This is a genomic window from Brenneria nigrifluens DSM 30175 = ATCC 13028 (assembly GCF_005484965.1).
Classification (GTDB): domain Bacteria; phylum Pseudomonadota; class Gammaproteobacteria; order Enterobacterales; family Enterobacteriaceae; genus Brenneria; species Brenneria nigrifluens.
In genome coordinates this window covers 3,475,854-3,496,272 of record NZ_CP034036.1, presented here as the reverse complement: position 1 = coordinate 3,496,272, position 20,419 = coordinate 3,475,854, and the positions used below count along the sequence as shown (strand labels likewise).

At 51.8% G+C, this 20,419-nt stretch carries 27 protein-coding genes; 20 read left to right on the top strand and 7 right to left on the bottom strand.

Features of this window, described 5'->3' with window-relative positions:
- Window position 1: 1 nt before the first annotated feature.
- Complete coding sequence (locus EH206_RS16340) at window positions 2-334, bottom strand: putative holin (protein WP_009113931.1); 333 nt, start codon at window positions 332-334, stop codon at window positions 2-4.
- Window positions 335-584: 250 nt separating this feature from the next.
- Here EH206_RS16340 and EH206_RS16335 point away from each other — a divergent pair, with 250 nt between their 5' ends.
- Window positions 585-1,355 (top strand): DNA adenine methylase, encoded by a 771-nt coding sequence (locus EH206_RS16335; RefSeq protein ID WP_009113930.1) that lies wholly within the window; start codon window positions 585-587, stop codon window positions 1,353-1,355.
- Between the two features lie 49 nt (window positions 1,356-1,404).
- Here EH206_RS16335 and EH206_RS16330 read toward each other — a convergent pair whose 3' ends face one another.
- The 4 genes from EH206_RS16330 to EH206_RS16315 are packed head-to-tail and all read right to left on the bottom strand — an operon-like array spanning window position 1,405 to window position 3,852.
- Window positions 1,405-1,824, bottom strand: a complete 420-nt coding sequence (locus EH206_RS16330; RefSeq protein ID WP_009113929.1) for a hypothetical protein — start codon at window positions 1,822-1,824, stop codon at window positions 1,405-1,407.
- Window positions 1,825-1,863: 39 nt separating this feature from the next.
- On the bottom strand, window positions 1,864-2,814 hold the full coding sequence (locus EH206_RS16325; protein WP_009113928.1) for a hypothetical protein: 951 nt from the start codon (window positions 2,812-2,814) through the stop codon (window positions 1,864-1,866).
- An 11-nt stretch (window positions 2,815-2,825) separates the two neighbouring features.
- A complete protein-coding gene (locus tag EH206_RS16320; RefSeq protein ID WP_009113927.1) occupies window positions 2,826-3,410 on the bottom strand; it encodes a hypothetical protein in 585 nt (194 codons plus the stop codon).
- 31 nt (window positions 3,411-3,441) lie between these two features.
- Window positions 3,442-3,852 carry a helix-turn-helix domain-containing protein gene (locus EH206_RS16315; protein ID WP_009113926.1) on the bottom strand — a complete coding sequence of 137 codons (411 nt, stop codon included), beginning with the start codon at window positions 3,850-3,852 and terminating at the stop codon, window positions 3,442-3,444.
- A gap of 86 nt (window positions 3,853-3,938) precedes the next feature.
- Here EH206_RS16315 and EH206_RS16310 point away from each other — a divergent pair, with 86 nt between their 5' ends.
- From EH206_RS16310 to EH206_RS16220, 19 genes are all read left to right on the top strand, one after another.
- Window positions 3,939-4,127, top strand: a complete 189-nt coding sequence (locus tag EH206_RS16310) for a DNA-binding protein (RefSeq protein WP_009113925.1) — start codon at window positions 3,939-3,941, stop codon at window positions 4,125-4,127.
- Window positions 4,128-4,181: 54 nt separating this feature from the next.
- Window positions 4,182-4,421 (top strand): hypothetical protein, encoded by a 240-nt coding sequence (locus tag EH206_RS16305; RefSeq protein ID WP_009113924.1) that lies wholly within the window; start codon window positions 4,182-4,184, stop codon window positions 4,419-4,421.
- On the top strand, window positions 4,421-4,726 hold the full coding sequence (locus tag EH206_RS16300) for a helix-turn-helix domain-containing protein (protein WP_009113923.1): 306 nt from the start codon (window positions 4,421-4,423) through the stop codon (window positions 4,724-4,726). Before EH206_RS16305 ends, EH206_RS16300 begins: the two co-directional genes overlap by 1 nt.
- 9 nt (window positions 4,727-4,735) lie before the next feature.
- Complete coding sequence (locus EH206_RS16295; protein ID WP_009113922.1) at window positions 4,736-5,644, top strand: DUF3102 domain-containing protein; 909 nt, start codon at window positions 4,736-4,738, stop codon at window positions 5,642-5,644.
- A gap of 9 nt (window positions 5,645-5,653) precedes the next feature.
- Window positions 5,654-7,423, top strand: coding sequence for a DDE-type integrase/transposase/recombinase (locus EH206_RS16290; RefSeq protein ID WP_009113921.1), 1,770 nt, complete (start codon window positions 5,654-5,656; stop codon window positions 7,421-7,423).
- A gap of 9 nt (window positions 7,424-7,432) precedes the next feature.
- Entirely contained in the window at window positions 7,433-8,581 is a 1,149-nt protein-coding gene (locus tag EH206_RS16285) for an ExeA family protein (protein ID WP_009113920.1), read from the top strand.
- Window positions 8,581-8,856, top strand: a complete 276-nt coding sequence (locus EH206_RS16280; protein ID WP_232216513.1) for a hypothetical protein — start codon at window positions 8,581-8,583, stop codon at window positions 8,854-8,856. The genes EH206_RS16285 and EH206_RS16280 overlap by 1 nt, the downstream gene beginning before the upstream one ends.
- A gap of 69 nt (window positions 8,857-8,925) precedes the next feature.
- Window positions 8,926-9,447: a host-nuclease inhibitor Gam family protein gene (locus tag EH206_RS16275; protein ID WP_009113918.1), complete on the top strand. Its 522-nt coding sequence runs from the start codon at window positions 8,926-8,928 to the stop codon at window positions 9,445-9,447.
- Entirely contained in the window at window positions 9,448-9,660 is a 213-nt protein-coding gene (locus EH206_RS16270; RefSeq protein ID WP_009113917.1) for a hypothetical protein, read from the top strand.
- Window positions 9,657-9,851, top strand: a complete 195-nt coding sequence (locus EH206_RS16265) for a hypothetical protein (protein ID WP_009113916.1) — start codon at window positions 9,657-9,659, stop codon at window positions 9,849-9,851. Before EH206_RS16270 ends, EH206_RS16265 begins: the two co-directional genes overlap by 4 nt.
- Window positions 9,844-10,266, top strand: a complete 423-nt coding sequence (locus EH206_RS16260; protein ID WP_009113915.1) for a gp16 family protein — start codon at window positions 9,844-9,846, stop codon at window positions 10,264-10,266. Before EH206_RS16265 ends, EH206_RS16260 begins: the two co-directional genes overlap by 8 nt.
- Window positions 10,263-10,655 (top strand): Mor transcription activator family protein, encoded by a 393-nt coding sequence (locus EH206_RS16255; RefSeq protein WP_009113914.1) that lies wholly within the window; start codon window positions 10,263-10,265, stop codon window positions 10,653-10,655. Before EH206_RS16260 ends, EH206_RS16255 begins: the two co-directional genes overlap by 4 nt.
- A 203-nt stretch (window positions 10,656-10,858) precedes the next feature.
- On the top strand, window positions 10,859-11,179 hold the full coding sequence (locus EH206_RS16250; RefSeq protein ID WP_009113913.1) for a helix-turn-helix domain-containing protein: 321 nt from the start codon (window positions 10,859-10,861) through the stop codon (window positions 11,177-11,179).
- Between the two features lie 427 nt (window positions 11,180-11,606).
- Complete coding sequence (atoS, locus tag EH206_RS16245) at window positions 11,607-13,388, top strand: two-component system sensor histidine kinase AtoS (RefSeq protein ID WP_050815660.1); 1,782 nt, start codon at window positions 11,607-11,609, stop codon at window positions 13,386-13,388.
- Window positions 13,385-14,755 (top strand): acetoacetate metabolism transcriptional regulator AtoC, encoded by a 1,371-nt coding sequence (gene atoC, locus EH206_RS16240; protein WP_009113911.1) that lies wholly within the window; start codon window positions 13,385-13,387, stop codon window positions 14,753-14,755. Before atoS ends, atoC begins: the two co-directional genes overlap by 4 nt.
- Window positions 14,756-15,042: 287 nt before the next feature.
- On the top strand, window positions 15,043-15,708 hold the full coding sequence (atoD, locus tag EH206_RS16235; RefSeq protein ID WP_009113910.1) for an acetate CoA-transferase subunit alpha: 666 nt from the start codon (window positions 15,043-15,045) through the stop codon (window positions 15,706-15,708).
- Window positions 15,705-16,370 carry a 3-oxoacid CoA-transferase subunit B gene (locus tag EH206_RS16230; protein ID WP_009113909.1) on the top strand — a complete coding sequence of 222 codons (666 nt, stop codon included), beginning with the start codon at window positions 15,705-15,707 and terminating at the stop codon, window positions 16,368-16,370. The genes atoD and EH206_RS16230 overlap by 4 nt, the downstream gene beginning before the upstream one ends.
- On the top strand, window positions 16,367-17,689 hold the full coding sequence (locus tag EH206_RS16225) for a TIGR00366 family protein (RefSeq protein ID WP_009113908.1): 1,323 nt from the start codon (window positions 16,367-16,369) through the stop codon (window positions 17,687-17,689). Before EH206_RS16230 ends, EH206_RS16225 begins: the two co-directional genes overlap by 4 nt.
- Window positions 17,690-17,713: 24 nt before the next feature.
- A complete protein-coding gene (locus tag EH206_RS16220; protein WP_009113907.1) occupies window positions 17,714-18,895 on the top strand; it encodes an acetyl-CoA C-acetyltransferase in 1,182 nt (393 codons plus the stop codon).
- Window positions 18,896-18,987: 92 nt separating this feature from the next.
- Here EH206_RS16220 and EH206_RS16215 read toward each other — a convergent pair whose 3' ends face one another.
- Both EH206_RS16215 and EH206_RS16210 read right to left on the bottom strand, forming a co-directional pair.
- Complete coding sequence (locus EH206_RS16215; RefSeq protein ID WP_009113906.1) at window positions 18,988-19,443, bottom strand: NfeD family protein; 456 nt, start codon at window positions 19,441-19,443, stop codon at window positions 18,988-18,990.
- Window positions 19,443-20,357, bottom strand: a complete 915-nt coding sequence (locus tag EH206_RS16210; protein ID WP_009113905.1) for an SPFH domain-containing protein — start codon at window positions 20,355-20,357, stop codon at window positions 19,443-19,445. The genes EH206_RS16215 and EH206_RS16210 overlap by 1 nt, the downstream gene beginning before the upstream one ends.
- Between the last annotated feature and the right edge of the window lie 62 nt (window positions 20,358-20,419).

Below are 20,419 nucleotides of genomic sequence, written 5' to 3'. Positions count from 1 at the left end.
ATCACAGCCCCGTCGCCACGGCCAGACAGACCGCCGCCACAATGATGGCGCGACGGATCAGCGCGGCGGCGAATACCCGCTGGTAACCGTCTTTGACCGGGTACTCGCCTTGCTCCATCCGTTCAGGCTCATGCACCAGATACTGCGCCAGCCCGGCTTTAGGGAATAACGAACGATCCAGCCAGTAACCGAGCACGGCGGCCAATGTAATCAGTGAGATTTTGTAGATAACCACGGGAAGCTGTTGCGGCGATACCAGCGCTATAGCGACCAGCAGCAAAACAGCGGTGATTTGCCAGCCCAGCAGGCGTTTGATTCGAATGTTAAGGTTCATGAACTGTCTCCTGTGAAGTGAGTGGAGACATCATTACCGGGATAGCGCGGCGGGGATTTTAAACGGCGTTAATAGTGGGGGCCGTGGCGTAACGGCAGTATGGCGGGGAAAAGAGCGGCCCGTCAGATGCGTCAACATCCGCCGAGCCGTCAACACACAGATACGACCTGTGAGTCAACCAAGGCTCTCCCGTTCTCGAGAACAGGAAAAGCCTACCGTATTTTCGATAAACGAAAAAGGCTTACAGATAATGAAAGAGCAATCTTTGCCCATCGTGCCGTGGATCGGTGGCAAACGTCGTTTGGCAAAACATATCCTGCCGTTATTCCCCACCCATACATGCTATGTCGAACCGTTCTGCGGTGCGGCAGCTCTGTATTTTCTCAAACACCCTAGCAAGACTGAAGTGATCAACGATATCAACGGCGAACTAGTGAACCTTTATCGGGTAGTGAAACACCACCTGGAAGAATTTGTGCGCCAGTTCAAATGGGCATTGATCAGCCGACAAATCTATAAATGGCTACGGGACACGCCGCAAGAAACCTTGACCGATATCCAGCGTGCCGCCCGATTCTATTACCTGCAAAAGCAGGCGTTCGGCGGCAAGGTTGCCGATCACACCTTTGGTACCTCAACCACCAGTGCGCCGCGTTTTAATCTACTAAGGATTGAGGAAGAGTTATCGATGGCCCATCTGCGGCTGGCCCGCACCATTATCGAACACCTCGACTGGGCGGAATGCATCCGCCGCTATGACCGTCCGCATACGCTGTTCTATTGCGACCCGCCGTACTGGGGAACGGAGGGCTACGGCGTGGCGTTTGGGCTGGAGAACTATGCCCGCATGGCGGAGCTGGCGCGCGGCATCAAAGGGAAGATGATTATTTCGGTAAACGATATCCCGGCAATGCGCGAGGCCTTTTCCGGGATGCGAATGGAAAGCGTGGATATCCGCTATAACCTGACTGTAAGCGGCAAAACCGCGCCACGGCGGGAGTTGGTGGTTTGTAGTTTTTGACGAAAACAGAATGACAAAATTAGTTATTTCATTTTGTCATTCCATTACTTCAAATTGAGCGAATCGCATATTGTAAACCAAGTCCTAAAGCCTGGCTGACCAGTGAGCTAAGCGCTTTACGGCCTTCAGCGTTTACTGCTGCCACAATCCGTTCACCTAAAGGTGAATTTAGACTTTGAGGGACAGCCTTTAAAACTTCTAATCCCTTGGCCGTCAGAACAACATTGTGGCATCCTCCACTACTACGAGCACCGACGATATAGCCACTCATTAAAAGCCAGTCAATTGAATCGAGAAAGAAAATCTCATCCTCTGCAGATGTTCCTATTTCTTGGGAATTTGATGCCAAAAATTCTTTACCAAGAATATCATCCGTAAAAAGATCCCTTTTCAACGGAAACGATTCATATAATTTTGCGAAAATAATACCAACCAGTTCATTAAATTTTTCTATGTTTGAATTTGTCATAACAACCTCATGATTTATAATTAAAAATCAATGTTTAGGTTAGCTTCCTGCAATCGGGCAACTCCACTCGGTCTTATCATCCGGCTTAAACACCATCAGACATCCTGGGCGCGGTGGTTTATTATCTTTCGTCGGAGGTAAGATTTCTATCGGCTTAGATTTCGGCGGTGCGGTTTTAATGTCTTTCAAACACTCGGATGCACTCATTTGATATGCCTGATAGACGGATTCAATTCTCTGCAACGCAGGCGCGATTTTCTGCGGATCGTTCGAGGTGAGGTCTTTAACCGAGCTTACCTGTTCAGACCACCAGCTTTGCGCATTAGAGCCAGCCATCTGACAAGAGCTATAAAGCTGAATCACATCCTGAGATAAAAAACGTTTTCCCTCATGTCCTATTTGTCTGAATAGACGTCCATAATTCGGGAAATCGTAAGCTGCCCAGTCATTTTTCTGCTGAACATTCTCTATGGTTTCAGCAATTTTCTTCAGATAGTTTTTTGCTGTATCAATTCGTTCTGCATTCGGCATTTGAGCGAAATCATAAGGCGTATAGGTCAAATCGTCTGGATAGAAATATACCCAGTAGTCGCTATCGGGCAGAACATTTTTATGATCAAACAAGGTCGCCTGACAGGCGCTTTTGGGGATTTTTATTCCTGTGCGGTCATCATTGATTTCAATGAAGCAGTTATGACCAGTGGCGACATATTCAGCAGGAATGCTGGCATTATCAGGGATGTGAAATTTGATGGTTAAGAAGCGGTTATTCTCAATGGCTTTTTCCTGAAATTGCTCAGAGTATTTATCAAGACCAGGAAGTAAATGACGGATGGCGGGTAATAATTGATTGATGATGGGATCATCGGTTGTTATTGAGAACGTTGGGACAGGCGCTTTTTCCGGTTCAGTTTGTACACTGTTTTCTGGCTCGTCTCCACATCCAGCTAACATCAGTACCATAGGGATGGCAAATCTTAATTTGTGCATAACCAATATCCTTATCTAAATAAAAAAGACGTAAAAAATCCCAGCAGGAAAACGCCAATAAATACTTTAGGATGAGTTTTTATAAGTTCTTGCCAATCCACCTGTTTGGCCTGTATAGGCTCTGGTTGACAGTGCGGCAGTTCATCGCCATCAAAATGATCAAACGCTATCTGAAGCTGTTCACGGGATAAATCATTCAGGGTTTTAGTACCAAATCTCCTCAGGCAAAACCTGTCGCGCTCCATAACTTTATCAGTTGTCAACCGCAGGATCTCTCCCACCAAACGCCGACATTCCCGCGCTTGCTTTGCATCTGCCAGTCGCTGTAACAGATACTCCTCAGCCTTATGATATTTTCTGGTTGTAATGTTATGAATGCTGGGAACATCAATATGGGCATGAACCGCCCGCCAGAGGTCTTTTTTAGATTCACCGCTAACAGCAATAATATCATCCAGCAATTGGTGCAGGCGTTGGCGTTGAGCCTGAAGCAACGGCTCATCGTCGGATGCCATATCCGACGGAGGGGTATGTATATTAATAATATCTCTGGATGAAAACTGCCCCTGAGCCGTTCCATTGAATTCCTGGCGCATCCTGCCTCCTTATCGCTGTGTGTTACTCATCCTATTTATTTTTTTTATTACTTATTACGCCGTTATTAACGATCTTATTACCGGCAAATTGGCCGTTAATATCACCATGGAAAACCTGAGAAGCTCCTTGTGGTACAGAGCCTGCCGTTAATGCTGCCAGCACAGCAGACTTAACGGCTAACGGTGCTGCTCGATAGTTGTTAATCAGTTCCAATTCATCATCAGGTAAAGCTGCACTGGCTCTAACTCCAGTGACAACATATTGAACATCCAAACCAAATTTTGCTAATGCTGCCAAATATGAAGCGTCAGGAAAACGTTCACCTTTTTCATAGTTTAGCTGGGTGAGTTTTTTCACGCCGCCGATCTCTCCCATAGCCGGTTGGCTTAGACCTAACCGCTCACGTTCTTCTCGCAGCCGCTCTCCAATATATTTTTGCATACCCTTCTCTATTGACTGGTATAAATTTATATACCATAATCTATCACGTATTCTACAAACATCATTGCATAACCGGAGGCCGTAGCATGACACCCGAACAAGTTAAAAGCCGCTTTCAGCAGCGCGGTATGACCGTCACTCAGTGGGCGCAGGAGAACGGTTACTCCCGCGAGGCGGTCTATCGCGTATTGAACGGCATCACTAAGGCTAAGTACGGACAGGCGCATGAAATCGCCGTCAAACTCGGCCTGAAACCTACCGCCCGTGCAGCCTGATATCTATCAGCCTGCGTAACAGATTATCACATATCGCAAAAAGGGGAATGTGACATGAAACCCAGCACATTAAAAGCCGGTATGCGCGTACTGCTTCACCCCAGCCTCGGCCTGCCAGGAGCGTTTCGCGCCACCGTTATCCGCCGTACACCACGCACATACGGGCGTCATGCTCTCACTGTTGTTCGGGTTGATGAATTTGCCGGACTGAATGGCCCTGGCGATAACGGCGATGTACACCTTTCCGACTATGAAGTCTCCCGACTGTTACACCCATTGGAGGCCTCAGCGTGATGAGCAAACCCAATGTTTCCAGCGCGGGCACACGCATTCTGCGCGTTCTCAAGGCGCTGCGCGGCCATACCCTCAACGGCGTATCAAACGGTGAACTGGCGGCTGCGCTGGACGATTCTCCGGCCAACGTTAACCGGGCGCTGAATACCCTGATTGAAGAAGGGTTGGCGCAGAAACTGGATAACGGGCGCTTTGCGCTGAGTATGCAGACTCTGCAAATCGCTCAGGCGCACGCTAACGAGATCGCTCGTGCGCAAGACCGTATTAACGAAATGAACCAACGCCTGCTGGCTGGCAGTCGTTAAGGATAAAAAATGGCACGTACAAAATCACAATCTGTTGAATTAATGGAAGATGCGCCGTTAGCGGGGGATCTGAACATCAAGCTCAATGCGCTGACCGAGCACCGTATGCAGGTAATGGATCAGTTTGGCGACGGCCTGCCGTATGAGCGTGATCGCATCGTGCATGAAACCCGGTTCTATATGGCGCAAAGCGCGGAAGCCATGCTGGAGGCGGGTAAGCGGTTGGTTATTCTCAAAGAGAATGAACCGCATGGTGAGTTTATTGAAATCGTTGAATCGCAACTGTCGCTATCGAAGCGTACGGCGCAAGTCATGATGCAGGCTTCCCTTAAGTATCTATCACCCAAATTGGAACCAAAAGCGCAGGCGCTTGCGCTTTTGGGCAAAACCAAGCTGTTTGAACTGATGACCGAAAGTGATGACGAACTCATCGAACTGGCCGAAGGCGGCACCGTTGCAGGCATGACGCTCGACGATATCGATCGCATGACCAGCCGAGAACTGAAAACCGCTCTGCGCGAAGCCCGCGAAACTCACGCCGCCCAACAGCGTGTGCTGACCGACAAGAATCAGAAGATCGACGACCTTTCCACCAAGCTGGAAAAAAAATCCCGTATCCAGCCGCCAGCCCCCAATCAGGAAGCGGAAAAGCTGCGTAAAGAGGTCAGCGCTATCGCGTTTGAAGCGGAAGCGGCGATCACCGCCAAACTGCACACCGCCTTTTCAACATTGACCACTTTTACTTCCGAAAACGAGGTCGAGCCGCCTTACGACTTTATGGCCGGTTTGGTGTGCCAGATTGAGCGGGCGTTACACCGTGTTCGTGAAGTTTTTGACCTTGAGGCCGCGCCTACCGGCAGCGAACGTCCGGCATGGCTGGATGCCCCGGAACCCCAGATTCAGCGCACTGACGCATAAGGGGCTGCCATGAGTGCCGCCCTGACGGAAAGATTAGTGGCCGTGGCCCGCACAGCACGACAGGCCGGGCATGGTGAACGCGGCGCTATCTATGATGCCGCTTGTATGGAACTGGGATTATCCCGCGCCACGCTGCTGCGCAAGTTAAAGGAGGTTGCGGTGACTGACAAACGTAAAAAACGTACCGATGCCGGACAAAGCGCCTTAACGCGTGATGAGGCGGCAATGATTTCCGCCACGCTGATGGAGGCGACGCGTAAAAATGGTAAGCGGCTGTATTCCATCGCCGACGCGGTGGAAACCCTACGGGCAAATGACATGATCACCGCTGGCCGCATGGTTTCAGAAACCGGCGAGTTTCTGCCGCTTTCTGAAACCGCCATCAGCCGCGCACTACGCAATTACGGCCTGCATCCCGATCAGTTAAACCAGCCCGCGCCGGTGACCGAGCTGGCCAGCCTGCACCCTAACCATGTATGGGAAATCGACGCCTCGCTCTGCACCCTTTATTACCTGAGCAACGGTCACAAAGGGCTGCAAGTCATGGACAGCGCCCGTTTCTATAAGAATAAACCGGCCAATCTGGCGCGCATCACCAGCGACCGTGTCTGGAGCTATGAAATCACTGACCATACTAGCGGCTGGATCTATGTCGAGTATGTGATGGGCGCGGAATCGGGCGAAAACCTGTGCTCGGTATTGATTAACGCCATGCAGGAACGCGGCGGCGCGGACGTGTTGCACGGCGTGCCAAAGCTGCTGTACCTCGATCCCGGTTCCGCCAACACCGCTGGCATGACGAAAAATCTATGCCGTGCGTTGGGTATTGAACTGATAGCGCATAAAGCCCATGCCGCCCGTTCTACCGGTAGCGTGGAAAAGGCGCGTGACATTATCGAACGCAAGCTGGAACCGGGCCTGAAGTTTCAGCCGGTTTACAGTCTGGAAGAACTGAACACGCTGGCGCAGAAATGGCGTTCTCACTTTAACGCCACCGCCGTTCACAGCCGCCACGGCAGACCCCGTACCGACGTCTGGCTGACAATCACCACCAAACAGTTGATAAAAGCGCCATCGGTTGAGATATGCCGCGAACTGGCAGTGGCCACGCCGGAAGAGCGCAAGGTCACGCCGAAGCTGCGCGTGTCGTTCCGGGGCATTGAATACGATGTGTCTACCGTACCCGGCGTAATGGTCGGCGAGAAGTTACTGATTACCCGCAATCCGTGGCGTACCGATGCCGCGCAAGTGGTACTGACAGGTGAAGACGGCCACGACACATTCTTCTTGGTCGATGAAGTCACCAAAAATGAATTTGGCTTTGCCGACTCTGCCGCAGTGATCGGCGAACGTTACAAATCGCATGCCGATACGCCAGCCCAAACCGCAACCAAAGAAATTGAACAGTTGGTTACAGGAACGGATAACGCGACGGATGCAGCAGCGGTACGTAAAGCGAAAGCGCTGCCGTTCGGCGGCAAACTCGACCCGTATAAGCATATCGACGACAACACGCTGCCAACCTTTATGCCGCGTCGCGGTCGGGTATCCGAGGTACGCGGCCCGCGTGTTGAACAGCGTCCGTTAACCCACGTCGAAGCCGCCAAAGCGTTACGTGAACAGTTTGCGGCACGTAACCAGACCTGGACGGCAGACCACTACCGCCAGTTAAGCGCGCTGTACCCGAATGGCGTTCAGGAGGCGCGACTGGACGAGGTCGCGGATGCGCTGCTGACGCCGGTTTCCGGCAACGCTATCAACATCGTCAACGGTAACTAGGGGGTAAACATGCTGATACTGAAACAACAGTTAAAGCAAGCGCGACTGTCGCAGGCGGTGGTCGCCAGAAACATTTCCGTGTCAGAGGCCACGCTGGCACAGATTGTTAATCATGACCAGTGGCCACGCACCAACGCCGGGGAAGTTCGCCAGCGTCTGACGGCCTTGCTGTCGGCTCATGGCATTGAAACACAACGTAGTTTTGACGCTGTACAGGACTCCCTTACAGCGGAAACCACAGACCTCAATACGGAGGAGAATATGTTACTTAAAAAGCAGGTGTTATTTCCCGCAACAAAAAAGGCATTCGGGCTGTTCCGCGATCCGTTCGCCGACGATGCGATGCAAGGCAGTGAAGACGTGTTCACGACGCCGGATATCCGCTATGTGCGCGAGGCGCTGTACCAGACCGCGAAGCACGGTGGGTTTATGGCGGTCATCGGCGAGTCTGGTGCGGGTAAGTCCACGCTGCGCCGCGACCTGATTGACCGCATCAACCGCGAGAATGCGCCGGTTATCGTTATCGAACCCTACATCATTGCGATGGAGGATAACGATGTTAAAGGCAAAACCCTGAAAGCGGCATCCATCGCTGAGGCGATCATCAATACCATCGCCCCGTTGGAAGGCGTCAAGCGTTCGCAGGAGGCGCGTTACCGCCAATTGCATCGGGTGCTGAAAGAGAGCAGCAACGCCGGGTATAACCACGTTCTTATCATTGAAGAGGCTCACAGCCTGCCGATCCCCACGCTCAAGCACTTAAAAAGATTCTTTGAGTTAGAAAGCGGGTTTAAGAAGCTGCTTTCCATCGTCTTGATCGGCCAGCCGGAACTGGCGGTGAAACTCTCGGAACGCAATATGGAAGTGCGTGAAGTTGTCCAGCGCTGTGAGGTTGTCGAACTGCTGCCGCTGGACAACAGCCTGGAAGCGTTTCTGACTTTCAAAGTGGAGCGTACCGGCAAGAAGCTGGCTGACGTGATGGATGGCAGCGCCATTGATGCTATCCGCGCCCGTCTCAGCAATCAGGTTGGCGGACGTAAGAATGTCGTCAGCCTGCTGTACCCGTTGGCCGTCTCCAATCTGGTGATTGCCGCCATGAATCTGGCCGCTGAAATAGGTGTGCCGGTGGTGAATGCGGACGTGGTTAAGGGAGTTTAATGATGAAAGCTATCCCGAATATTAATCAGCAGTTGGCCGACCTACATCTGGCGATGGCCTCATTGCAGGCAATCAATGCAACTGTTCAGAGCGTAATGATATGCGGCAAGCAACCGGTTATCCGCATCGCCAGAAACGGGCATTGCGAGAAATTAATTGAAAAAGGACAAGCCAATTATATCCATGTGGGCTGTGGCAGCACCGGACTCTTTCGTCAGGGCGTATTTGAGCAATATGGTTGCCGCATTATCTGGTCTGAATCGCTATTACATTAAAGGGGAATAATACCAAATAACTAAATACTAATAACCACTCATCAAACGACTACCAGCAGGTAATTAAAAATGGCAAAGGCAAAAAAGCGGCTTAAAGCTGCGGCGGCCCCGTACGCTGCGCAGACGAAAGAAGAAGTTATTTCCGGCATTAAACGGCTCGGTGATATTCAACGGGAATTAACCCGCGTTGAAACCGAGATGAATGATCAGATCGCGACAGTAACCGAGTACCACTCCCCGGTTATCGAACAACTGAAAGCCAAACGTGATGAGTTACAAGGTGGCATCCAGACCTGGTGCGAAGCCAACCGCAACGAACTTACCAATGGCGGCAAAGTGAAAACGGCGAACCTGACGACAGGCGAAGTACAGTGGCGCAATCGTCCCCCGTCCTGCGTAATTCGCGGGACAGAAACCGTTATCGAATTATTAAAACGCCTAAAGCTGGATCGTTTTATTCGCGTCAAGGAGGAAATTAATAAAGACGCGATCCTGAATGAACCAGTGGCGGTGAAAAATATTCCCGGCATCACCATTAAAAAAGATATCGAGGATTTCGCCATTATTCCGTTTGAACAAGAGGTGGAATAAATGGGACTGAAATGCATGGCGTGCAAAAAAGAAATCGAATATCTGAACCCGGAACAGTCAGACATTACCGAAAATGCGGTTGATGGCGGTTGGGTGGTCGATTTGATTCTGTCCTGTCCATGTTGCGGACAGAAATACAACGTCTTTATTCCTACTGGCGATTTTCACCTGTTAGCTGAAGATTTATGCGGCAAATATGGGAGTGGCTCATGATTATCGGTTTTGTATTGCTGGTATCAGCCTGCGATTCCGGTTTCTGCGAGGCGTTGCCTGTTTCAGACGACATTTATCTGAACCGGGAGTCGTGCCAGTTAGTAATGGATATCGTCCATGAACGCCGCCCGGATGCCGTACTGATATGCGGCGAAGTCCAGCGGGATGAAAGCGAGAGTGAAGATGAATAAACCTCAGTTGATCAAACTTATCCATATCGCAAAACGCGATCTACGACTAGACGATGAAACTTATCGCCAGTTGCTGACTACGACAACCGGTAAAACCTCAACGCGGGACATGACAGTCCCGCAGTTAGATAACGTGCTGAAGGCGATGAAAAAACGAGGGTTTAAAATTAAGTCTGCAAAAAAGGCTAATAGTACTCGCCCATTGGATGATGCTCCCCAGTCCAGGAAAGTCCGTTCTTTATGGCTTGAAATGGCCGACGCTGGCATCATTCGTGACCGTTCTGAAGCAGCGCTGGCGCGTTGGATAAAGCGTGAAACCGGCGTTGATAGTCTGCAATGGCTGAGTTCAGAACAGGCCAGCAGCATCATTGAAAAGCTGAAACAGTGGCAACGCCGAGCGAGGAAAACAGCATGAGCAATGATACCAATAGCTTTCGCAGTAAAGGCCCTGAACTGCTGGTCGAACTGGCTCAGCATACTGCCAGTACCATCAAAGAGGTAGTCGAGATCGACACCGACATAGCCGACCAAATTGGCGAGGCGGTAGCCAACCGTATGATGCAGGTCTGGGGCGGTCAGAACGTCTACTTTCCGATGGGGATGGCATGGAAAGTTAGCCAGCGTGACCTAGAAATATTTCACGAGTTCAACGGCAGGAATCATCACGAACTGGCGCGTAAATTTGGCGTCTCGCTACAATGGGTTTACAGCGTCGTCAAGCGTGTCAGAAAGGAAGAACTGGATAGGATGCAGGGCAAGCTGTTTGATGGTGAACCTGATGATGAGCCGACGCCGGTGGAGTAAAATCAAACAGGCTGAACGACAAATTTCTTAATTTTTTGTCCGGCCTGTTTTTTTTACATACTGTAAGAGAATTACAATTACCATCTTGTTTCTTCCCAGTTCACCCCACTTAGTCCCACAATTATCTCGCAGACTCTGTATTATTTATCTCACTTCTAATCATGAAACAGACCTTAAAAATAAAGAGCTTGTTGAGGTGAAAAATGGTTGATAAACGATTGTTAAATATACAGCGCATGATCCTGAGGCAACATGCCGCCGGTACTGCCAGCGACGCCGATCTTGATGCTATCAACCGTCTGGTGGCCGAGAGTATCAAGAAGGAATCACGCGCCGGCATGGACGCTGCGCGAGTGCGCGCGATCCGTGAACGTGAAAAAATTAGCCAAAGCCAACTTGCCAACATCATCAATATGTCGGCCAACAGCGTGCAAAAATGGGAGCGCGGAGTAAGCACACCGACAGGCGCAGCATTGCGAATGCTTGAGGTCATTGAGAGAAAAGGGTTAAGCGCCATTCTCTGATAAATTTGGGAGGACCGCTAGGGATGGCAGGTTACAAAAAACTTCCAGGAGAAGTTTTTGACGTCGCGTAGCGATGGCCCGGAAGGGTGACCGCCAGGGATGGCAGGTCACAAAAAACTTCCAGGAGAAGTTTTTGACGTCGCGCAGCGATGGCCCGGAAGGGTGACCGCCAGGGATGCCAGGTCACAAAAAAAACCGCTCTCGCCGGTAAAACCATTCGTTTCTACGAAAAGATAGCTGTCTCACACTAGTTGGCCGTGTGAAATTTTATAATCCCGATTGCCACGGGAGATATAAACTTAAAAGAATAACCAGTATGACACTATCTGATATCACTACTTTTTTTAATAACGCCAACCAGTTAATTTTTTCACATAAGATTATCATCAGCTTGCGATCTTTTTTTCCTAATACCATGCGTAGCAAAATGATATTTCTGGCCGTGTTTATGGTTTTTCTCCCTACCTTAATCATGGCTTATATTGTTGAGATGCAGGGAAAAGATGCGTTGCTGCGGGAAAAAGAACATAAGCTTTATGCTGTTACCCATCTCCTGGATGATGCGTTGGGCGATAAATTAGAACGGTTCGCCACGTTGCCCCGGGAAGCGCGTATTCGTGCCCTTAATCGGCAGTTGTCGGCGGTTACCGATAAAATAACCCAGGCATTTGTGAATGTTGGCGCCGGATATTACAGCAGGCAGTTAGACGCTATTATCACTTATGCTCCGCAGGCGAAATATGGTAATACCGTTGGTTCGGCCATTTCATCCGATCATCCGGGCCGGCAGGTGATGTCGACAGGGGAGCCATTAATTAAGTCGGGTTTTCAGGTCAGGGGACACATTATGAATGCCATGCTGCCGATTATTCGGCATGGCGAGGTCATTGGTTATATTTGGGCGAATGAACTCTCTAATGATATTGAAAAACAGGCATGGGCAATGGATGTCAGTATTATTACGGTTATTAGTATCGGTCTGATAATCAGCCTTTTTCTTATTATCAGTTTTTCCCGTCGTCTTACCCGTGACGTAGATTTAATTGCCGCGGGTTTAAGTCAGCTGCCGACTGGTTTAAAAACGCAGCTGCCGCCGCTGCGCGGTGAAATGGGGCGCATTGCCGACAGCATTAATACCTTATCCCGCGATCTGCGTGAAGCCCGGACGCTGAATGAGTTAATTATTGAGAGCGCGGCGGACGGGGTTATCAGTATTGATAATTACGGCAAAATAACCATGTGTAATCCGGCAGCGCAGGAGATCTCGGGATACCGGCATGAGGAACTGATAGGGAAGCATTATAAATCGGTTTTTGATAAAGAGGGCTTTAAAAGCCCGGTGCTGGATACGCTGACGCACGGCGTGGGGCATGTCGGGGTCGAACTGGATTACCCGGCGAAAGAGAAAATATTGCATATCAAAGCCAGCAGTAGCCAGTTGAGGAACGCTGAGGGAGAAATTATTGGCGCACTGGTGATTTTTACCGATCTTACCGCACAAAAACGGATGCAAAAGCAGATTGAACGGGCGGAGCGGCTGGCAACGTTAGGCGAACTGATGGCCGGGGTAGCTCATGAGGTGCGTAATCCGCTAACGGCAATCAGTGGCTTTGTACAATATTTGAAAGAGGGGGAGAGAGAAGCTCAACGGGTTGAATATATCAATATTATTCTCAAGGAAGTGCGTTCGATTAATAATGTCATACAGCAACTACTCGATTTTGCCCGTCCTCATCCCCACTGTTATCAACGTATTTCCATTAATCCGCTTATTCGCGAAACGCTGGTGTTGGTGCATACGCACGGCATGGACAACCGGGTCAATTTCACTATTACGCTGGATGAAACATTGCCGGATATGGAAGCCGACGCCGAATTGCTAAAGCAGGTGATACTGAATTTAATGATTAACGCCGTTCAGGCGATCCCGGCGCGCGGCGAGATTACGGTATCCACCCGGCAATGTGGCGATGACAAATTACAGATAAAAATCCGCGATAGTGGAACCGGGATCAGCCCTGACGTGATGAAAAAAATATTCACGCCATTTTTTACCACCAAACCCGCTGGCACCGGGCTGGGGTTGGCGATTGCCCAGCGTATTATCGCTGCCCACAATGGCGACATTACCATTGAAAGCCAGCCGCAATATGGCACCACGGTCACGCTGATCCTCCCCATTCAAAGTAGTAACAGGAGTCTGCAATGACCCAGTCCTATCGTATTCTTATTGTGGATGATGAGGAGAGTGTCCGCCGCATGCTGACGGCGGTGTTTTCCTATGAAGGCCACCAGGTTATCTGTGCCGGGGACGGACAGCGGGCCATTACGCTTTACCAGGAACAACTGCCCGACATTGTGCTGATGGATATCCGCATGCCCAATATCAGCGGTATTGATGCGCTGAAACATATGAGAGCCATCCAGCAGGATATCCCCATTATTCTGATGACGGCTTACGCCGCGGTGGAAACGGCGGTGGAAGCATTGCGGCTGGGGGCGTTTGATTACGTGATAAAGCCGTTTGAACTGGATGAATTAAAGCTGTTAATGAGCCGGGCGTTACAGCTGCGGGATATGAAACAGGAAATTAATTTACTGCATCGCGAGTTGTCGGAGAGCTATACCTGGGATCGCATTCTGACCAATAACCCTAAAATGATGGAGTTATGCCGCGATATCGCCAAAGTCGCCCAAAGTAACGCCACGGTGTTGATTACCGGCGAGAGCGGGACCGGCAAAGAGCTTATTCATTACAATAGCGCCAGGGCCAATGGGCCTTTCATCAGGGTAAACTGCGGCGCTTTGCCCGAGTCGCTGCTGGAAAGCGAACTGTTCGGCCATGAGAAAGGCGCGTTTACCGGCGCGCAAATGCAAAGGCAAGGGCTGTTTGAGCGTGCGCACTGCGGAACCCTGCTGTTGGATGAGATTGGCGAGATGCCCCATAACCTTCAGGTCAAACTGTTGCGTGTTCTGCAGGAGCGGGAATTTGAAAGGCTGGGCGGCAGTCAGACGATTAAAACCGATATCCGTATTGTGGCGGCAACCAATCGAAATCTGTCTGCAATGATTGAAAGCGGGGAGTTTCGGCGCGACCTGTTTTATCGCTTAAACGTAATGCATTTATCCGCGCTTCCTCTCAGAGAAAGGCCGGAGGATATCGCGTTGCTGTCGCAGCATTTTCTACATAAATTCAGCGCGGAGAATGGTAAGGAAATCATTGGACTGGATATCAGCGCCATTGTTGCGCTTGAAAAATACGGTTGGCCGGGAAATGTCCGTGAACTGGAAAATGCCATTGAGCGGGCAGTGATTATGAGCACCGGATTTATGATTTTCTCTGACGACTTACCGGAACAGGTGCAACAGATAACAAACGACGTCCCGCCGGACGAAGCAGTCGATGCTATTGAGGCAGACGGACAGAATCTGAAAGAACGGCTGAAGTCCTACGAACGGGAATTAATTTTAAAAGCGTTACATAATAATCAGGGTAACCGGGTGAAAACGGCAAAAATATTGGGTATCAGTCGGCGGGCGTTAATTTATAAATTACAGGAATATGGTATTGAGTAGAAAATAACGCGATAAATAATTGTGGTTAAATATTAAGGTCATTCAATGATGGAATGACCTTTTTTTCATGTGATCTGTCTCACTAAAATAGCCCCTGGGTGTGCAAAATTATGTGCGCAGGTCTGACGTTTATTTTCACTTTCAACGATGGGTTTGTTTTATTTATTAATTTTTTACTCCTTTAATTTCATTGTGTTGCGATTTTTTATTTTCATGAAAAAATTGGCCTGTGCCTTGCACTCCCTGGTCGAATCCATTTTTTATTGGATATATACCAAGGAGTCATAATGAAAGATAAAAGAATAAAACCCTCTCAGATTTCCCAATATTTTCATGACGGCATGTCAATCATGGTCGGCGGCTTTATGGGAATCGGCACCCCGCCACGGCTGATTGATGCACTGCTCGATTCCGGCGTAAAAGATCTGACGCTGATTTGTAATGATACGGCTTTTGTGGATACCGGCATCGGTCCGTTAATTACCAACGGACGCGTGAAAAAAGTTATTGCCTCCCATATCGGCACTAATCCTGAAACGGGACGCCGGATGATTTCCGGGGAAATTGATGTCGAACTGGTTCCTCAGGGAACGCTGACTGAACGTATACGCTGCGGCGGCGCCGGGTTGGGCGGGGTGTTGACGCCGACCGGCGTCGGCACCGTGGTTGAAGAGGGAAAACAAAAAATTACCCAAGACGGCGTCGCCTACCTGCTGGAGCTGCCGCTGCGCGCCGATCTGGCTTTAATTCAGGCCCACACGGCCGACCTGTTCGGCAACCTTACCTATCAACTCACCGCCCGTAATTTTAATCCTCTTATCGCACTGGCGGCCGATAGGGTCATCGCCGAACCTGATGTGCTGGTCAATGTCGGTGAAATCTCACCCGATATTGTTGTCACCCCCGGCGCGCTCATTAATCACATCGTCGTTCCTATGGAGGCTGACGCATGAATAACAAGACACTCATTGCTCAACGCGTAGCGCAGGAATTACAGGATGGCGACATTGTGAATCTGGGGATTGGGTTGCCAACGCTGGTTGCCAATTACTTGCCTGCGGAGGTGGATATCACTCTGCAGTCTGAAAATGGTTTTCTGGGGCTGGGAGCGATAGGAGAACCTCACCCCAATCTGGTTAATGCCGGCGGACAGCCGTGCGGCATGGTTCCGGGCGCGGCGATGTTTGACAGCGCTTTTTCCTTTGCCCTGATCCGCGGCGGCCACGTTGATGTCAGCGTACTCGGCGGATTACAGGTCGATCGCCACGCGAATCTGGCGAACTGGATGGTGCCGGGAAAAATGGTGCCCGGCATGGGCGGCGCAATGGACCTGGTAACCGGGGCGCGCAAAGTCATTATCGCCATGGAACACTGTGCCAAAGATGGCTCGTCCAAACTGTTGGAGCACTGCACATTACCGCTGACCGCTAAAAATGTCGTGGACATGGTGGTGACGGAGCTAGGTGTGTTCGTGTTCGCCAACGGTCAGCTTATGCTGACTGAATTGGCGCCGGGCGTGGCGTTGGAGACGGTAAAAGAGAAAACGGCCGCCCGGTTTACCGTCGCTGACGAACTGAAGGTCATGCCGGTTGTGGCGGATGGGGCCGCATCATGATCGGAAAAATTTCCCGGGCCATGACAACCATTGTCAGCCGTTATCTACCCGATCCGCTTATTTTTGCGATGCTGCTGACCATTTTGACGTTCGTCATCGGGCTATTACTCACGCCGCATACGCCGATGGATATGGTGAACATGTGGGGAAGCGGGTTCTGGAATCTGCTCGGCTTCGCTATGCAGATGGCGCTGATCATTGTTACCGGTCATGCACTGGCCAGCTCATCACCGGTTAAGCGGGTACTGAAGAACACGGCTTCATTGGCGAAAACGCCGGTTCAGGGCGTGATGCTGGTCACTTTCTTCGGACTGGTCGCCTGTGTGATCAACTGGGGATTCGGGTTAATTGTCGGGGCGATGTTTGCCCGTGAAGTGGCCCGCCGGGTGCCCGGTTCCGACTATCCGCTGCTGATCGCCTGCGCCTACATCGGTTTCCTTTCCTGGGGCGGCGGTTTTTCGGGATCGATGCCATTACTGGCGGCGACGCCGGGCAATCCGGTTGAGCATATTGCCGGCATTATTCCGATCGGTGAAACCCTGCTGACCGGTTATAACTTCTTCATCACTATCGGACTGATTGTGGTGATGCCTTTTGTAACCAGAATGATGATGCCGAAACCGGAAAAGGTGATCGCCATCGATCCCGCGTTGTTGGAAGAAGAGCCTGATTTTCAAAAGAAATTGCCGGCGGACGCCTCAATTGCGGAGAAGATGGAGGAAAGCCGGATTATCACGCTGATTATCTGCGCCCTGGGCGTGTCTTATCTCGGCATGTACTTCTGGAAAAACGGTTTCAACATCACGATCAACACCGTCAACCTGATGTTCCTGATCGGCGGCATGTTGCTGCATAAAACGCCGATGGCGTATATGCGCGCGATTTCAGCCGCCGCACGCAGTACCGCCGGTATTCTGGTGCAGTTTCCTTTCTATGCCGGTATCCAGCTCATGATGGAGCACTCCGGCCTCGGCGGCATGATAACCGAATGGTTCATCAATATCGCCAACAAAGACACTTTCCCCATCATGACGTTTTTCAGCTCCGCGCTGATTAACTTTGCCGTGCCTTCCGGCGGCGGACACTGGGTGATTCAGGGGCCGTTCGTCATCCCCGCCGCCCAGGCCCTGGGGGCCGATTTGGGTAAAGCCACCATGGCTATCGCCTATGGAGAACAGTGGATGAATATGGCTCAACCCTTTTGGGCGCTGCCCGCACTGGCCATTGCCGGGCTGGGCGTGCGCGACATTATGGGGTATTGCGTCACCGCCTTGCTGTTCTCCGGCGTCATTTTTGTCATCGGCCTCGCGCTGTTCTGACCCTCATCATAAGGAATATAAATCATGAATAACGCAGTTATTGTCAGCGCCGCCCGTACGGCGGTAGGCAGTTTTAATGGCGGGTTGGCCACGTTGCCGGCCACGGAACTGGGCGCCATCGTGATACGCGAGGCAATCCGCCGCGCCGGAATTGAAGCGAACGTGATTGACGAAGTCATTATGGGCAACGTTTTACAGGCGGGGCTGGGGCAGAATCCGGCGCGTCAGGCCGCGTTAAAAGCCGGTCTCGCCAATGAAATCAGTTCGTTTACCGTAAACAAAGTCTGCGGTTCCGGCCTGAAAAGCGTGGCGCTGGCCGCGCAGGCTATCCGCGCCGGGGATGCGCAGGTCGTGCTGGCCGGCGGAATGGAGAGTATGAGCCAGGCGCCCTATCTGCTCGACGGCAAGGCCCGCTGGGGATACCGTCTCGGAAACGGCACGCTTCAGGACGTTATTCTGCAGGACGGTCTGCTGTGCGCCGTTAATGGCTACCATATGGGGATTACGGCCGAGAACGTGGCGACGAAGTACCATATCACTCGCGCACAGCAGGATAACGCCGCGCTGGCTTCCCAGCAAAAGGCGGCCGCCGCGATAGGGAGCGGCGCCTTTGCGGCGGAAATCACTCCGGTGGTGATCAAAGGCCGGAAAGGCGACGTCATTTTTGCTACCGATGAACACCTCCGCGCCGACACCACGCTGGAGAAGCTGACCGCGTTACGTCCGGCATTTGATAAAAATGGTTCGGTAACCGCGGGCAATGCTTCAGGCATCAACGATGGCGCCGCCGCGCTGATGGTGATGTCTGAACGGCGCGCCGGCGAGCTGGGACTGAAACCGCTGGCCCGCATCCGTGGCTACGCCAGCGGCGGAGTCGCACCGGAGCTGATGGGAATGGGGCCGGTGCCGGCAACCCGCAACGTACTGAAAAACACCGGCTTGACGCTGGCGGATATCGATCTGATTGAAGCGAATGAAGCGTTTGCCGCCCAGTTTCTGGCAGTGGGGAAGGAGCTGGGTTTTGACGAAGAAAAAGTGAACGTGAACGGTGGCGCCATCGCACTGGGACACCCGATTGGCGCCAGCGGCGCCCGTATTCTGGTGACGCTGCTGCATGCCATGCAAGCCAGAGACAAAACGCTGGGGTTGGCGACGCTATGTATTGGCGGTGGTCAGGGAACGGCCATGATTGTCGAACGTCTTTAAGTAGCAAGCTGGCGGGTGAGTCGCCAAGGGAGCCACTGGTTCAGGCGTGCTATTCGCACGCCTGAGCGATACCGGAACTGCCAACTCGGGGATTATGGGGTAACCGGGCGCACATGCAAGGTGATGCCTTCAACGGCGACGACTTCAATGTGCGTGCCGACGACCAGATCCTGTTGCGCTTTCACCCGCCAGGTGCTGTCGCCAATCCTGACGCGCCCGAAACCGTCCACCACGGGTTCGCTCAGCGTGGCGCGCAGCCCGACCAGTTGCTGCCCGCGCTGATTCAGCGTCGACGGCGGGCGGGCAAGCGTGCGTTTGCGCAGCCAGTACCACCACAGCAGGGCGGTGATAATGGTCAGCAGCGCGAAGGCAATGCCCTGCCACGGCCATCCTATCGGCGTCAGCCAGACCAGTAACCCCACCGCTACCGCGGAAATCCCGCTCCACAGCAGATAGCCGCTGGCGCCCAGCATCTCGGCCGCCAGCAGCAGACCGCCGAGCGACAGCCAGAACCAGTGCGCATTTTCCATCACCAGTTCAATATCCATTATTGACTCCGTTTGTCCTGGCTATCCTTAATCAGTTCGGTAATGCCGCCGATAGCGCCCATCAGGTTGCTGGCTTCCAGCGGCATCATGATGACCTTGCTGTTGTTGGATGAGCCGATTTGTTGCAGCGCGTCGGTATATTTCTGGGCCACGAAATAGTTGATGGCCTGAATATTGCCCGCGGCGATCGCCTCGGAGACCATTTTGGTGGCCTGCGCTTCGGCTTCCGCCGCACGTTCACGCGCTTCCGCTTCTAAAAAGGCGGACTGACGCTGGCCTTCCGCTTTCAGGATCTGCGACTGTTTCTCTCCCTCGGCGCGCAGAATGGCGGCCTGGCGAACCCCTTCGGCCTCAAGAATATCGGCGCGTTTGTTACGTTCCGCCTTCATCTGAGCATTCATCGCCGCAATCAGCTCGGCCGGCGGGCGCACATCGCGGATTTCGATACGGGTGATTTTAACGCCCCAGGGGTTGGTGGCCTCATCGACGATATGCAGTAGCCGGCTGTTAATGCTATCGCGCTGGGAGAGCATTTCGTCCAGCTCCATCGAACCCAGCACCGTACGGAAGTTGGTCATGGTCAGGTTGACGATCGCCTGCTCCAGATTGCTGACTTCATAAGCGGCGCGCGCCGGATCGATAACCTGGATAAAACAGACCGCGTCGATGGCCACATTGGCGTTGTCGCGTGAAATGACCTCCTGTGACGGGATATCCAGCACCTGTTCCATCATATTGATTTTACGGCCGACGCGATCCATAAACGGCACCACCAGATTCAGCCCCGGCATTAATGTTTTGGTATAGCGGCCGAAGCGTTCGACGGTCCATTGATAGCCCTGCGGGACGATTTTGATGCCTGACCAGACAAGGATCAGCGCAACAAAGATCAAAATAGGGATGACGGTAAGCATTATCTAAAACCTCCTGATTGTTTTATCTGCCGTTAGTGTAACCCAAGCGTAGCCGGAATCAG